The organism is Halobacillus sp. BAB-2008, assembly GCF_000328325.1.
Classification (GTDB): Bacteria; Bacillota; Bacilli; order Bacillales; family Halobacillaceae; genus Halobacillus.
The window spans coordinates 23,462-37,278 of record NZ_ANPF01000041.1; the positions used below are offsets into that span (position 1 = coordinate 23,462).

Sequence of the window (13,817 nt, forward strand, 5' to 3'; positions counted from 1 at the left end):
GATCCCCCGCTTCCGAATCCCCCTTATTTCGAGACGGCACTGTCGATCTCATCCACCATCATCTGAACGGAAGTCAATCCACCGCCGGATAAATACCAAATGTCAGGGTCCAAATAAACGATTTGATCTTCCTTGAATGCCGTTGTTTCTTTGACAAGGTCATTCTCGATCGTCTGTTTGGCTGCAGCTTCGCCGTTCACTACAGCATCTCTGTCGACGACGAACAAATAGTCAGGATTGTTCTCGGCAATATATTCATAGGAAACATTCTGCCCATGTGTCGAAACATCCAGGTCTTCATCCACCGCAGGGACGCCGAATACATCATGGATGATCCCAAATCGGGAGCCCGGTCCATACGCACTTACTTTTCCGCCGTTGGATAGTGTGATTAATCCTTTCCCATCTATATCGGCTGTCTTCTCTTGGAGGGCCTTCATATTCTCCTCGACATCTAGCAACTGTTTTTCTGCTTCTTTTTCTTTATCGAAGATCTTACCAATCATTTCTACATTTCCTTTGAATGATTCCATGTAATTCTCCGCGTCCAGCTGCACATAGATGGTCGGAGCAATATCTTTAAAGTCTTCATATAGATCAGCCTGACGTCCGGATATGATGATCAAATCAGGGTCCATATCATAAATCGCTTCAAAGTCAGGTTCTTTTAATCCCCCGGCATTCTTATAGTCGGACGATTCGAATTTGGATAAGTAAGAAGGGATGTTCATCTGAGGAAGCCCTGTCACTTCCACACCCAGAGAGTCCAGCGTGTCTAATGTACCGAAGTCAAAAACGACGACATGTTCAGGATTCTTTTCGAGCGTCGTTTCTCCAAGCTCGTGTTCAATCGTAACCTCTTCCTTCTTCCCCTCTTCATCTGCGGAAGCTTTCTCTTCCGCTTCTCCACTGTTTCCGCATGCAGCCAACAATAAAACAAGGGTAAGCATAGACAACAAACTTATTAATGATTTTTTCATATTCTCCACCTCTTCTTATGCGAAATAGACGCATATTTTATTTTGATTGATGTTTTGTACAGGAATGTCCATGTCATAGACATCACTCAGACACTCTCGGCAGATCATATCTTCGGCAGGTCCCTGGTTCCGTACTTTACCGTCCTTCAGTGCGACGATGTAGTCGGAGTAGACGCTTGCGAAGTTGATATCGTGGATGACGACAATGACGGTCTTGCCAAGCTCGTCGACAAGCCGGCGGAGTACCTTCATAATCTGGACTGAGTGTTTCATATCCAGATTATTCAACGGTTCATCAAGCAGAATATACTCCGTATCCTGCGCAATGACCATTGCAATGAAAGCCCGCTGTTTCTGACCGCCACTAAGCTGGTCAATGAACTGATCCTGAATATCCTCGAGTTCCATATAGTCGATGGCTTGGTCTACTTTCTGCCAATCCTTCTTCTTCAATCGTCCTTTCGAATAAGGGAACCTGCCGAAAGAAACAAGCTCCCTGACTGTGAGTCTGACAGTGAGGTGGTTGGACTGACGAAGGATGGCGAGCTTTTTGGAAAGCTCCTGTGAATCCCACGCCTCTACTTCCCTGCCTTCGATCATAATCGAACCGGTATCACTTGAGAGAAGCCGGCTCATCATGGAAAGGACGGTGCTTTTTCCGGCTCCGTTCGGCCCGATCAACGAGGTGATTTTACCTTTTGGAATATCAATTGAGACATCGTCCACCACTTTTTTGTTTTCGTATGTTTTCGACACAGATAATACATTCATCGTAATCGATTCTCCTTTAACAAAAGTCGGATGAAGTATAAGCCTCCGACGAAGTTGATGATGACACTGATCGTCGTCGAAAATGTGAAGACGTGCTCCACCATCCATTGACCGGCGACGAGGGCGATGATCGAGATCAGTACAGAAGCCGCCATTAAATCCCTGTGCCGGTAAGTCGGAATGAAATGATAGGCGATATTGACAACAAGCAGGCCGAGGAACGTAATTGGACCGACAAGAGCAGTCGCGACAGCAATGAATACGGCAATGATTCCGAGAAGCTGCTTGATTACTGCATCATAAGGCACCCCAAGGTTGACGGCATGATCCCTTCCAAGGGACAGAACGTCTAAATATTTCATGAATCTCCATAAATAAAGGAACGCAAGGACCAGCAGGATCACACTGATTACCAGCAGCTCTGTCTGGACATTGTTGAAGCTCGCGAACATCTTGTCCTGGATCAAAAGGAATTCGTTCGGATCGATCAGCACCTGCATGAAAGAGGACAGGCTCGAGAAGAACGTCCCTAGAATGATACCGACAAGGAGGAGGAAATAGATCGGTCGTCCCTCCCCTTTGAACAACAGTTTATACAAGATCAGCGCGAAGCCGATCATCAGAACGATCGACAGCCCGAAGTTGACGTAGTTGTTCCAGAAAGTCAGATTCGCTGAGCCGAACAAAAAGATCAGTGCCGTCTGCAGCAGCATATACAAGGAATCGAGACCGATCATACTCGGTGTGAGGATCCGGTTGTTCGTAATCGTTTGGAACACGAGTGTTGCGATGGCGATTGCCGCTCCCGTCAGGATGATCGCCGACACCTTCATGAGCCGCCTCGGCAGGACATATTCGACATGCCGCAAATCTGTGAACAGGAACAAAGCGATGAACAGAACAGCTGCCGTGGTTAATAAAATGAATTTGTACTTATGCCGCATACGCTTTTCTCCTAAACAATAAATAGAGGAACAGACCGCTTCCGATGACTCCGACCGTCACGCCGATCGGGATTTCATACGGATAAATAATGATTCTTCCAATAATGTCACAGGCGAGGACAAATAATGCACCAAGCAGCGCCGTATGGCTGATACTGTTCTTTAAGTGGTCCCCCCTGTAGATTGAGACGATGTTCGGGACGATTAAGCCAAGAAAAGGAATCGATCCCACCGTCAGGACAACGACCGAAGTCATCAGTGCGACGATGAACAAACCTATGTAGACGACCTGCTTATGGTTCATCCCGAGATTCTTCGAGAAATCTTCGCCCATTCCCGCGATCGTGAATCGATGCGCAAAGAGGTATGCGAGAATGACAAGCGGGATACTGAGATAAAGCAGCTCATAGTCCCCCTTCAAAATCATTGAGAAATCGCCCTGGAGCCATGATCCGATGCTCTGGATCAAATCATACTGATAGGCGAAGAATGTCGTGATCGAACCGATGACATTCCCAAGCATGATCCCGACAAGCGGAATGAGGATTGCGTCCTTCAGCTTGATTCCATCGAGAATCTTCATAAACAACATCGTCCCCGCCAATGCGAAGAGAAACGCAATCAACGTCTGGATTAACGGGCTCGCTGATGAGAACAAAAGAAGCGCCACAACGATTCCGAGCCGTGCGGAATCGATCGTTCCGGCAGTCGTCGGGGATACGAACTTGTTCCTGCTCAGCTGCTGCATAATCAATCCGCCGATCGCCATGCTCATGCCGGCGATAAGGATACTGACGAGCCGCGGGAATCTGCTCACCCAGAATACCTTCCACTGCGATTCATCCCATGTATGTACTTGGAGCATCGGCAGATCCGAAACACCGATGACGAGCGATAACCAAGACAGTACCGCTAAAAGAATGAATAAATACCTACGCTTCATACGATCGACTCTTCCTGTTTTTAATTGATAACGATTATCATTATCTATTACAAATAATACTATAAAGTCTCCAGTAGGTGGAAGGTCAATAGCATATGGCCAAAAAGTCAATTTAGTTTAATTAATGGAGCAGAGGGAATAATCCTAGCATCTCATTAAAAAGGAGTTTTGCTGCGACATGTCCCACTATATTGAAGTAGATCACCAGGTAGAGTTATATGTAGAGGATATCGGAGAAGGACAGCCGATCGTATTTCTGCACGGCTGGCCGCTCAACCATAAAATGTTTGAATACCAAATGAACGAACTGCCGAAGCAGGGCTATCGTTTCATCGGCATCGACATGCGCGGCTTCGGCAAATCGGATAAACCGGCTTCCGGCTACGATTATGATACGCTCGCTCATGATGTGAAGACGGTCACCCAATACTTGCAGCTGAAGGACTTCTATCTCGTTGGATTTTCCATGGGTGGACCGATCGCTGTCCGTTATGCAACAAAATATGCCGGAGAGGAATTAGCCCATCTCATTCTTGCCGGCGCGGCTGCCCCGAGCTTTACGAAACGTGACGGATACCCGTACGGCATGGAAACGGAGGAAGTAGATGAATTGATAGAAGCGATCAAGAATGACCGCCCTGCCGCCTTGAAAGACTTCGGCTCCGGTTTCTACCATTCCGAGTTGTCGGTATCATTTGAAGAATGGTTCCTCGGTCTTGGGTTGGAGGCATCCGCGCACGGAACGATCGCCTGCGCCGAATCACTGCGGGATGAAGACCTGCGCGACGAGCTCGGACAGATAAACGTCCCCACCCTCCTCATCCATGGGAAGAAGGATGAAATCTGCGACTTCGCTTTTTCAGAAGTGATGGACCAGAATATTCCGGACAGCACACTCGTCCCTTTTGAAAACAGCGGCCATGGGATGGTTTACGATGAAAAAGAAAAGTTCAATCAGCTTCTGATTGATCTCCTGAAATAAGAAAACACAAAGAGCCCGGATCTCTGACTGCAGAGACCGGGCTCTTTTACTGTGATTAAAAGGAACAGAGGCAGGGGAAACTATCCACTGCCTCGATCGGTCATCTCAGGCGATGACCATCCTTTTCGGATTAGCCAGCTCACGGATCAAAGGCAGACGCGAAAGATCCACGTTTCCACCACTGATAACGACACCGCAATGTTCATTGTCCAACGAACCGCATGTACGAAGCAGACCGGCAAGAGCCGTTGCGCCTGCACCTTCCACCAGCGTCTTCTCTCTTTCAAGAAGCAGCAGCATCGCTTCGGCAATTTCGTGTTCTTCCACCGTGATTACTTGATCCACGTATTTCTGGATGCACGTATAGGTCAATTTCCCATGCTCCTTCACCGCGATACCATCAGCAATCGTCTGAACAGATGTCAGCTTCTCCGGACCTTTCTTATAAAGAGCGTTATACGTCGAAGGCGCTTTGGCAGCCTGGACACCCACGATACGGATCTCCGGCTTCAGCTGCTTGGCTGCAAAGGCGATACCACTGATCAGCCCGCCGCCGCCGACAGGCACGAAAATCCGATCCAAATCGGGCTGCTGCTGAAGCATTTCGACAGCCACCGTCGCCTGTCCTGCCATAACTTCGTAATCATCGAACGGGTGAAGGAATGTCGCTCCCGTCCGCTCCTGTTCGATCAGAGCGGCCTGATAGGCTTCCTGGAACGACTCGCCTGTCAGGACGACGCGTGCTCCATATCCTTCCGTCGCTTCCACCTTTGCTTTCGGTGTATGCTCGGGCATGAAGATAACGGCCCTTATCCCGCGTTTTGCCGCCGCATAAGCGACACCCTGTGCGTGATTGCCGGCGGATGCCGCAATCACGCCGCAGGACGCTTCTTCCTCCGTCAAACAAGCCACCTTATACGACGCACCTCTTATTTTGAAAGCTCCTGTCTTCTGCTGATTCTCCATCTTCAAATAGACCGTCTGACCGGTTCTCGCATTGAAGGTCGATGATGTTTGAAGTGGTGTACGATGCACCACCTCCTGTAATTGTTCCTGTGCATCCATCACTTTAGCCAGCGTTAAGAAATCCCCAACGTCTTCACTCCTTTTGGTTTGTTTTCGTACTGGTCGATCTTATCCTCATACGTCAGCGTCACAGCAATTTCGTCCCAACCATTCAAAAGCATCTCTTTATGGTAGGCCTGGATATCAAAGGATACCTCTAAATCGCCGTCATCGATGACTTGATTCTCAAGATCGACCTTGAGCTCGTACTTTCCTTTTTCCGCCTTTTCCATCAGCTGATCCACAACCGGCTTCGGCATCTGAATCGGAAGAATTCCGTTCTTGAAGCAGTTGTTGTAAAAGATATCGGCGAAACTCGGCGCAAGGACGACTTTGAAACCGAAGTCCTGAATGGCCCAGGGAGCGTGTTCCCTGGACGACCCACAGCCGAAGTTTTCCCCTCCGACGAGAATGGAGACCCCGTCGTATTTCGGATCGTTCAAAGAAAAGTCTTCGCGTGGCGTCCCATCGTCATGGAAACGCCAGTTATAAAATAGGAATTGACCGAAGCCCTGCCGTTCGATCCGCTTCAGAAACTGTTTCGGTATGATTTGGTCAGTATCTACGTTCTCCCTGTTTAAAGGAAAGACAAGTCCTGTATGCTGTTTAATCGGTTCCATCTGCTCAACCTCCTACGGCACTGGCATATTTTCTGACGTCGACGAAATGTCCTTCAAGAGCCGCGGCTGCCGCCATTTCCGGACTGACCAGGTGAGTTCTCGCTCCGTTACCCTGACGCCCTTCAAAGTTACGGTTCGAAGTGGATGCACAACGCTCACCCGGCGGGACGATATCGTCGTTCATCGCCAGACACATGCTGCATCCGGCATCGCGCCATTCAAAGCCGGCCGTCAGGAAGATCGTATCAAGGCCTTCTTGCTCTGCCGCCTCCTTGACCGATTTCGATCCAGGTACTACGAGTGCACGAACTCCTTCGTGGACTTTGCCGCCACGGATGATTTCTGCTGCTCTTCTTAGGTCACTTAATCGGGAGTTAGTACAGGATCCGATAAACACATGCTGGACCGGAATCGATTCAATGGCCTGGTTCGGTTCCAGACCCATGTAATCGATCGCACGCTCGATGCCGTCGCGGTCATCCGTCACTTTCTCCGGATCCGGAACGCTTCCACCGACAGGTACACATTGTGACGGGTTTGTGCCCCATGTTACCTGTGGTTCGATTTCATCGGCATGAATCGTCAGCGTCTGGTCGTAAGTCGCACCCTCATCAGAAGCAAGGGACAGCCACTGCTCTGCCGCTTCCTCGAAGTCTTCTCCAGCCGGTACGTAACGCTTACCCCGCAGGTAATCGATCGTCGTTGCATCCGGGCTGATCAAACCTGCCCGGGCACCAGCTTCAATCGACATGTTGCAGACGGTCATCCGCTCTTCCATCGTCAAATTGCGAACGGCTTCGCCGGTATATTCGATGACATGACCAGTACCAAAACGAACGCCGTATTTTCCGATGATGGCGAGAATCAAGTCCTTCGCTGTTACCCCGGTTCCAAGTCTTCCTTCCACCTTCACCTGAAGTGTTTTCGGACTGGCCTGCCAGAGAGACTGGGTTGCAAGGACGTGCTCCACCTCACTGGTACCGATACCGAAAGCAAGGGCTCCGAAAGCCCCGTGTGTTGATGTATGGCTGTCTCCACAGACGATCGTTTTCCCGGGCTGTGTCAATCCAAGTTCCGGGCCGATGACGTGGACGATCCCTTGATCCGGATGATGGATGTCCGCCAGGCGGACACCGAATTCCTTACAGTTCGCTTCAAGAGTCTCCATCTGTTTCTTCGATACCGCATCTTTGATGACATTACGATGGACCGTTGGAACGTTGTGGTCCATCGTCGCAAAAGTACGATCCGGGCGGCGCACCTTTCTCCCGCTCATACGCAGCCCTTCGAACGCCTGGGGAGAGGTCACCTCATGAATCAAATGCAAGTCGATATAGAGGAGGCTCGGTTTCCCTTCTTCTTCGTGGACGACATGCTGATTCCAAATTTTTTCAATGATTGTTTTTGGTTGACTCATTCCGTTCCGCTCCCTTCTTCCTGTTTATACATAACAGCGCATAATATTTTCCGTCGTATCACTGGCACGGATTTGATCGACGACTTTGGCAGCCAATTCACTGCCGCTCACCTGCTTTCCTTTAAACAAATGGATATCCTGTGTATGATACCCCTCTCCAAGCACTTCCTGAACGGCTGTCTCCACCTGCTCCGCCTCTTCCTCCATACCGAAGGAGTGCTTCAGCATCATGGCGACGGACAAAATACTTGCCAGCGGATTCGCTTTATCCTGGCCGGCGATATCAGGCGCGGAGCCGTGGACAGGCTCGTAAAGGCCGACCCCTTTTTCATTGAGGCTTGCGGATGGAAGCATGCCGAGGGAACCAGTCAATACGGAAGCTTCGTCACTCAGGATATCTCCGAACATGTTCTCTGTCACAAGGACGTCGAAGTATGCCGGATTGGTCACAAGCTTCATTGCTGCCGCATCGACGAGCATATGCTCGACCGTCACGTCCGGATATTCCGCTTTCTTCTCCTCCACGACTTCGCGCCACATGCGGCTCGACTCGAGGACGTTCGCTTTATCCACAGAAGTGACGCGCTTCTTCCGCACGCGGGCACTTTGGAAAGCCTGATCTACAATTCGTTCGATTTCCCTGCGTTCATAGGCAAGGGTATCGACCACTTCTTTCCCGTCGTTGCGGCGCTCGCTCGGCTGGCCGAAGTAAAGGCCTCCCGTCAGTTCCCGGACAATCAGAAGATCGCTTTCTTTCACCACTTCTTCTTTCAACGGCGATGCATGGAGCAACTGTTGGAACGCTTTGACCGGGCGTAGATTCGCAAACAGCCCAAGCTGCTTACGGATGCCGAGCAGGCCTTTCTCCGGCCGCAGATGTCCAGGGAGCTTATCCCATTTCGGACCCCCGACGGCGCCTAAGAACACAGCGTCCGCTTTTTTTGCCGCCTTAACGGTATCATCCGGCAGCGGCGTTCCATGTTGATCGATTGCTGTACCTCCGATGTCATGACTTTCAAATGTGAAGGAATGCTGGTATCGGTCTGCGATGGCTTCCAGTACGTTTTTTGCCGCCTTCGTCACTTCAGGACCGATGCCGTCTCCCGGTAGTAGCACGATATGTTTCTCCATGTCCATCCCCCTTTGTTCATACTTGGATTTGTTCATAATCAGCAGAACGTTTCCGCTGGTAAAGTGTTCGGTTCACTGCGTTCAAGAAAGCATGAGCAGATGCTTCCAGCACATCCTGCGCCGAGCCGCGTCCGGATGCCGTCACCCCGTCGACGGATACTTGGACGTGGACCTCTGCAAGAGCATCCCGACCTCTTCCGACAGAGCTGAGCTGGTAGTCCTCGAGATGTACGTCCGCTTCGATCAGATCGTCGAGCGTATTATAAATCGCTTCGACACTTCCTTCTCCCGTGTTTGCCTTCTCCACTTCCTTACCTTCCGGCGTCGTCAGGAGAACCGTAGCAGTCGGACGATTGATGCTTCCATATTGGACTTGGAATGCCTTCAGTTCGTATTTCGGCTGGTCCGCATGCTCTGTCTGCGTATCGATCAGAATCGCAAACAAATCCGCATCCGTGACCTCTTTCTTCTTGCCTGTCAACGTCTTGAACGATTCGAACGCTTCCTGTAGCTTCGTTTCATTCAACTCAAAGCCGAGCTCTTCTGCCTTTTGTTTAAAAGCGTGGCGGCCGGAGTGTTTACCAAGCACCATGTTTGTTGCTTCCACACCGACCATTTCCGGTGTAATAATTTCATAAGTGGAGGACTCCTTCAGCATACCGTCCTGGTGGATGCCGGACTCATGCGCGAAGGCGTTACGTCCAACAACCGCCTTGTTCCCGGGAACCATCATTCCTGTCAAACGGCTGACAAGTTCACTCGTACGCTTGATCTCCTTCAATACAAGACCTGTCTCCAAATCAAAACGATCTTTCCTGATCTGAAGAGCGACGGCGATTTCTTCCAGAGCGGCGTTGCCGGCCCGTTCCCCGATTCCGTTGATCGTCCCTTCAATTTGGCGGGCTCCGTTTTCGATGGCTGCCAGAGAATTACTGACGGCCATACCAAGGTCGTCATGGTTGTGCGTGGACAAGACTGCTTGACTTATATTCGGAACGTTTTCCTGTACGTAGCGGAACAGGCTGCCGATTTCATCCGGTGTCGTATAACCGACCGTATCCGGAAGGTTGATGACGCTCGCCCCGGCATCGATCACTTTCTCGATGATATGGACGAGGAAATCACGATCGGACCGTAAAGCATCCTCCGCGGAGAACTGGACATGCGGAAATCTCTCCTTCGCATAAGCGACCATTTCCACCGCTTTCTCGACGACTTCATCCGGCGTCTTTTTCAACTTGTGTGTCATATGAATCGGGGATGTCGCGATGAAAACGTGAAGACGGGGTTCCGCGCCTCCTTTTAAGGCTTCCCACGCGATATCAATATCCTTTTTATTCGCTCTTGCAAGTCCGGTGACCGAACAACCGCGGATCGTATCAGCAATCTCTTTGACTGAATCAAAGTCCGCCTGGGAGGAAGCAGGGAAACCTGCTTCCATGATATCCACACCCAGACGTTCCAACTGCTTGGCGATTTCCAGCTTCTCCAAACGGTTCAAGTTGACACCCGGGGACTGTTCTCCATCCCTAAGCGTCGTATCGAAAACCTTAACGCGAGCCATGTGCGACCACATCCTTTTCTTTAGATTGTGACTTCTTAACGAAAGGCATTAACGCACGGAGCTCTCTACCCACCTTCTCGATTTGATGATTGTTTTCACGGTTTTCGATAGCTGTGAATTCCGGACGGTTGACCTGATTCTCTAGGATCCAGCCTTTTGCAAATTTACCAGTCTGGATATCCGTCAATACTTCTTTCATGCGGGCTTTCGTCGTTTCATCAACAACGCGTGGTCCGGAAACGAAATCGCCCCACTGAGCTGTATCGGAGATGGAATAGCGCATGCCTTCCAGTCCGCCTTCGTACATAAGATCAACGATAAGCTTCAGCTCATGCAGACACTCGAAGTAGGCAACTTCCGGCTGGTAACCGGCTTCTGTCAACGTTTCAAATCCTGCTTTCACAAGGCTTGTAAGTCCCCCGCACAGCACAGCCTGTTCCCCGAACAAATCTGTTTCCGTTTCTTCCTGGAACGATGTTTCCAATACGCCGGCACGACCGCCGCCGATTCCTTTAGCATAGGCAAGAGCAATTTCTTTCGCTTCTCCACTCACGTCCTGCTCGACTCCGATCAAAGCAGGTACTCCGGCACCTTCTTCAAATGTACGGCGGACAAGGTGACCCGGGCCCTTAGGAGCGACTAAGAAAACGTCAACGTCGGAAGGCGGTACGATTTGGTTGAAGTGGACGTTGAAACCGTGGGCGAAAGCAAGGGCTGCTCCGGCTTTCAAATTCGGTTTGATGTGCTCTTCATACACTTTCGGCTGATATTCGTCCGGAAGCAGGATCATGACAAGGTCTGCTCCTTCCACCGCATCAGCGACAGGCTTCACATCGACTCCATCTTCCACAGCCTGATCCCAAGACTTTCCTTTACGGAGACCGACGACAACGTCAAAACCGCTGTCTTTCAAGTTACGTGCGTGGGCATGACCTTGAGATCCGTAGCCGATGACAGCTACCTTCTTATTTTTTAGTACCTCATCATTGATATCGTTGTGATAGTAAACATGTGCCATTATTCATTCATCCCTTCTCGTTTTATTATTTTAGTAGTGAATAAGATTTTATTTCCGTCACCTGCGGCTGATGGCCGCGAGTGAAAGCGGTAAGTCCAGTTCTTGCTAATTCCTTGATGCCGTATGGGCGGAGGAGGTCGATCAGTGCATCGACTTTATCCGATTTACCGGTCACCTGAACGGTGATGCTTTCTTTGCTGACATCGATGATCGAAGCCCGGAATGGTTCGATGATCCCTTGAATTTCACTGCGGATCTGCGGATTGCTGATCACCTTCACCATCGCAAGCTCACGGGCGACGATGGCTTTGTCTGTAATGTCTGATACTTTCAGAACATCGATCTGCTTATGAAGCTGTTTGGTGAGCTGCTCCAGCTTCCGCTCATCCTCTACTTCGACGACGAAGGTCATCTTGGATACGCCTTCTGTTTCCGTCCGCCCGACGGAAATGCTTTCAATATTGAACTGCCTTTTGGCAAGCAGCCCGGTCACCCGGTTCAATACACCACTTCGGTTATGGACGGTGGCTGTGACAATCCGCTTCATCGTTTCACCCCAATCATTTCGTGTAGTCCTTTGCCTGGTGCGATCATCGGATAGACGTTCTCCTTCTGCAGAACGCGGCAGTCGATGACGGCAGGCTGGTCGTCTTTCAGTATTCTTGGAAGAACTTCCTCGAGCTGACTCTGCGTCTCAATTTTGTACCCGGGGATCTGATAGCTTTCTGCAAGCTTAACGAAATCCGGCTGGGTATCGATGATAGATTCCGAGTAACGCTCTTCGTAAAATTTCTCCTGCCACTGTCTCACCATACCGAGCGCCTGGTTGTTGACGATCAGCACTTTGACAGGCAGCCTGCGCTCCTGCAGGACGGATAGTTCCTGAAGCGTCATCTGGAATCCTCCGTCACCGACAACAGCGATACAGGTTGATTCCCGATCGGCCAGCTGAGCTCCGATGGCTGCCGGGAAACCGAATCCCATCGTTCCGAGTCCTCCGGATGTTACCCAGCGATTCGGTTTATCGAACGCGTAATACTGCGCCGCCCACATTTGGTGTTGGCCGACATCCGTCGTCACCACTGCATTTCCTTCCGTGTATTCGTAGACTTTCTGAAGCAGCCATTGAGGAACGATATCTTCTTCCGGAAGGTCGTGCCATAACGGAAAGTCCGTTTTATTTCGAGTGATACCATCCATCCAGCCTTCATGATGAAGGCCTTCCACCGGTTTATCATTCAGAGATTCAAGCGCTGCCTTGGCGTCCGATACGATCGGAATGTGCGTCGGGATGTTCTTTCCGATTTCCGCCGGATCGATATCGATATGGGCGACGGTCGCATGCGGGGCAAAGTGCTTGAGATTACCGGTTAAACGGTCATCGAAGCGGGAACCTATATTAATAAGAAGGTCGCATTCGTACAAAGCCATGTTCGCTGCATACGTTCCATGCATGCCCGCCATCCCCATCGACAGATCATCACTGCCGGGATAACTTCCGAGCCCGAGGAGCGTTGTCGTCACAGGAAGCTGATAATTTCTGACGAATTTGATCAATTCCTCCGATGCCTGTGCATGAATGACGCCGGAACCTGCAAGCACGACCGGCTTCTCTGCCTTAACCAGCGCCTCGTGCAGCTTGTTGATCTGCAGCGGGTTCGGTTTGACCGTCGGCTGGTATCCCGGAAGATGGAAATCATTATCGATCTTCTTATGGTGAACCGTCGAGCTGATGTCCTTCGGGATATCGACAACAACAGGGCCCGGACGGCCGGTCGTCGCGATATGGAATGCTTCTTTCACCACTCGCGGAAGCTCTTCAATTTCCTGAATTTGATAATTGTGCTTCGTAATCGGCGTCGTGATCCCCATGATGTCCGATTCCTGGAAGGCATCGGTACCGATGACCCCTTTCGCTACCTGCCCTGTGAAAATGACGAGAGGAATGGAATCCATCATGGCATCGGCTATTCCCGTCACGAGGTTCGTCGCTCCCGGTCCGGACGTGCCGATGACGACTCCCGCCCGTCCAGAAACACGTGCATACCCTTCCGCTGCGTGGATTGCGCCCTGCTCGTGCCTGGGGAGCACGTGATCGAAGCTCCCCTCGGCGCGGTAGATGGCATCGTAAATCGGTAAGACTGCTCCACCTGGATATCCGAATAATGTATCAACGCCTTCCTCCACCAAAGCTTCGACGAGCAAATCAGCACCTGTTTTCGTCATGGTCTGCTCCTCCACGCTTGCTTGTGCCTTCATTTACATCCCTCCTGCATTTATGCTTAAAAGCTTATGCTTCTTCCAATTTATTTCGATAGTCGAATAAAAAAGAGACCTTCCCCCTCCTCAGATTCCGACACCACGGCAAGTGATATCAGAAAG

Annotated in this window: 13 protein-coding genes; 1 reads left to right on the forward strand and 12 read right to left on the reverse strand. The window is 50.5% G+C overall.

What is annotated here, in order from left to right; translation table 11 throughout:
• Positions 1 to 23 precede the first annotated feature (23 nt).
• Genes D479_RS09990 through D479_RS10005 form a run of 4 tightly spaced genes read right to left on the reverse strand, consistent with a single transcriptional unit; the run spans position 24 to position 3,638 of the window.
• Complete coding sequence (locus D479_RS09990; RefSeq protein WP_008636485.1) at positions 24 to 980, reverse strand: siderophore ABC transporter substrate-binding protein; 957 nt, start codon at positions 978 to 980, stop codon at positions 24 to 26.
• A gap of 15 nt (positions 981 to 995) precedes the next feature.
• Positions 996 to 1,751 (reverse strand): ABC transporter ATP-binding protein, encoded by a 756-nt coding sequence (locus D479_RS09995; protein ID WP_008636486.1) that lies wholly within the window; start codon positions 1,749 to 1,751, stop codon positions 996 to 998.
• Entirely contained in the window at positions 1,748 to 2,695 is a 948-nt protein-coding gene (locus D479_RS10000) for an iron chelate uptake ABC transporter family permease subunit (protein WP_008636487.1), read from the reverse strand. Before D479_RS10000 ends, D479_RS09995 begins: the two co-directional genes overlap by 4 nt.
• Positions 2,685 to 3,638 carry an ABC transporter permease gene (locus D479_RS10005; RefSeq protein ID WP_008636488.1) on the reverse strand — a complete coding sequence of 318 codons (954 nt, stop codon included), beginning with the start codon at positions 3,636 to 3,638 and terminating at the stop codon, positions 2,685 to 2,687. Before D479_RS10005 ends, D479_RS10000 begins: the two co-directional genes overlap by 11 nt.
• A 178-nt stretch (positions 3,639 to 3,816) precedes the next feature.
• On the opposite strand from D479_RS10005, the gene D479_RS10010 reads away from it, so the two are divergent.
• The gene (locus tag D479_RS10010; protein WP_008636489.1) at positions 3,817 to 4,620 is read left to right on the forward strand and encodes an alpha/beta hydrolase; all 804 of its coding nucleotides are present in this window, start codon (positions 3,817 to 3,819) and stop codon (positions 4,618 to 4,620) included.
• A gap of 105 nt (positions 4,621 to 4,725) precedes the next feature.
• On the opposite strand, the gene ilvA is transcribed toward D479_RS10010, so the two are convergent.
• The 8 genes from ilvA to ilvB are packed head-to-tail and all read right to left on the reverse strand — an operon-like array spanning position 4,726 to position 13,694.
• Entirely contained in the window at positions 4,726 to 5,685 is a 960-nt protein-coding gene (gene ilvA, locus D479_RS10015) for a threonine ammonia-lyase (RefSeq protein ID WP_035388525.1), read from the reverse strand.
• 14 nt (positions 5,686 to 5,699) lie between these two features.
• Positions 5,700 to 6,305 carry a 3-isopropylmalate dehydratase small subunit gene (gene leuD, locus D479_RS10020; RefSeq protein WP_008636491.1) on the reverse strand — a complete coding sequence of 202 codons (606 nt, stop codon included), beginning with the start codon at positions 6,303 to 6,305 and terminating at the stop codon, positions 5,700 to 5,702.
• Positions 6,306 to 6,309: 4 nt separating this feature from the next.
• Positions 6,310 to 7,722 carry a 3-isopropylmalate dehydratase large subunit gene (leuC, locus tag D479_RS10025; protein WP_008636492.1) on the reverse strand — a complete coding sequence of 471 codons (1,413 nt, stop codon included), beginning with the start codon at positions 7,720 to 7,722 and terminating at the stop codon, positions 6,310 to 6,312.
• 24 nt (positions 7,723 to 7,746) lie between these two features.
• Positions 7,747 to 8,853: a 3-isopropylmalate dehydrogenase gene (gene leuB, locus D479_RS10030; protein ID WP_008636494.1), complete on the reverse strand. Its 1,107-nt coding sequence runs from the start codon at positions 8,851 to 8,853 to the stop codon at positions 7,747 to 7,749.
• Between the two features lie 16 nt (positions 8,854 to 8,869).
• Positions 8,870 to 10,417, reverse strand: a complete 1,548-nt coding sequence (locus D479_RS10035) for a 2-isopropylmalate synthase (protein WP_008636497.1) — start codon at positions 10,415 to 10,417, stop codon at positions 8,870 to 8,872.
• A complete protein-coding gene (gene ilvC, locus D479_RS10040; protein WP_008636499.1) occupies positions 10,404 to 11,435 on the reverse strand; it encodes a ketol-acid reductoisomerase in 1,032 nt (343 codons plus the stop codon). Before ilvC ends, D479_RS10035 begins: the two co-directional genes overlap by 14 nt.
• A gap of 25 nt (positions 11,436 to 11,460) precedes the next feature.
• Positions 11,461 to 11,982 (reverse strand): acetolactate synthase small subunit, encoded by a 522-nt coding sequence (ilvN, locus tag D479_RS10045; protein ID WP_008636501.1) that lies wholly within the window; start codon positions 11,980 to 11,982, stop codon positions 11,461 to 11,463.
• Complete coding sequence (gene ilvB / locus D479_RS10050; protein ID WP_008636503.1) at positions 11,979 to 13,694, reverse strand: biosynthetic-type acetolactate synthase large subunit; 1,716 nt, start codon at positions 13,692 to 13,694, stop codon at positions 11,979 to 11,981. The genes ilvN and ilvB overlap by 4 nt, the downstream gene beginning before the upstream one ends.
• Between the last annotated feature and the right edge of the window lie 123 nt (positions 13,695 to 13,817).

Excerpts from the sequence above, each read along its gene's own strand:
- D479_RS09990 (WP_008636485.1), bottom strand. The coding sequence starts at position 980 with ATGAAAAAATCATTAATAAGTTTGTTGTCTATGCTTACCCTTGTTTTA.
- D479_RS09995 (WP_008636486.1), bottom strand. The coding sequence starts at position 1,751 with ATGAATGTATTATCTGTGTCGAAAACATACGAAAACAAAAAAGTGGTG.
- D479_RS10000 (WP_008636487.1), bottom strand. The coding sequence starts at position 2,695 with ATGCGGCATAAGTACAAATTCATTTTATTAACCACGGCAGCTGTTCTG.
- D479_RS10005 (WP_008636488.1), bottom strand. The coding sequence starts at position 3,638 with ATGAAGCGTAGGTATTTATTCATTCTTTTAGCGGTACTGTCTTGGTTA.
- D479_RS10010 (WP_008636489.1), top strand. The coding sequence starts at position 3,817 with ATGTCCCACTATATTGAAGTAGATCACCAGGTAGAGTTATATGTAGAG.
- ilvA (WP_035388525.1), bottom strand. The coding sequence starts at position 5,685 with ATGGATGCACAGGAACAATTACAGGAGGTGGTGCATCGTACACCACTT.
- leuD (WP_008636491.1), bottom strand. The coding sequence starts at position 6,305 with ATGGAACCGATTAAACAGCATACAGGACTTGTCTTTCCTTTAAACAGG.
- leuC (WP_008636492.1), bottom strand. The coding sequence starts at position 7,722 with ATGAGTCAACCAAAAACAATCATTGAAAAAATTTGGAATCAGCATGTC.
- leuB (WP_008636494.1), bottom strand. The coding sequence starts at position 8,853 with ATGGAGAAACATATCGTGCTACTACCGGGAGACGGCATCGGTCCTGAA.
- D479_RS10035 (WP_008636497.1), bottom strand. The coding sequence starts at position 10,417 with ATGGCTCGCGTTAAGGTTTTCGATACGACGCTTAGGGATGGAGAACAG.
- ilvC (WP_008636499.1), bottom strand. The coding sequence starts at position 11,435 with ATGGCACATGTTTACTATCACAACGATATCAATGATGAGGTACTAAAA.
- ilvN (WP_008636501.1), bottom strand. The coding sequence starts at position 11,982 with ATGAAGCGGATTGTCACAGCCACCGTCCATAACCGAAGTGGTGTATTG.
- ilvB (WP_008636503.1), bottom strand. The coding sequence starts at position 13,694 with ATGAAGGCACAAGCAAGCGTGGAGGAGCAGACCATGACGAAAACAGGT.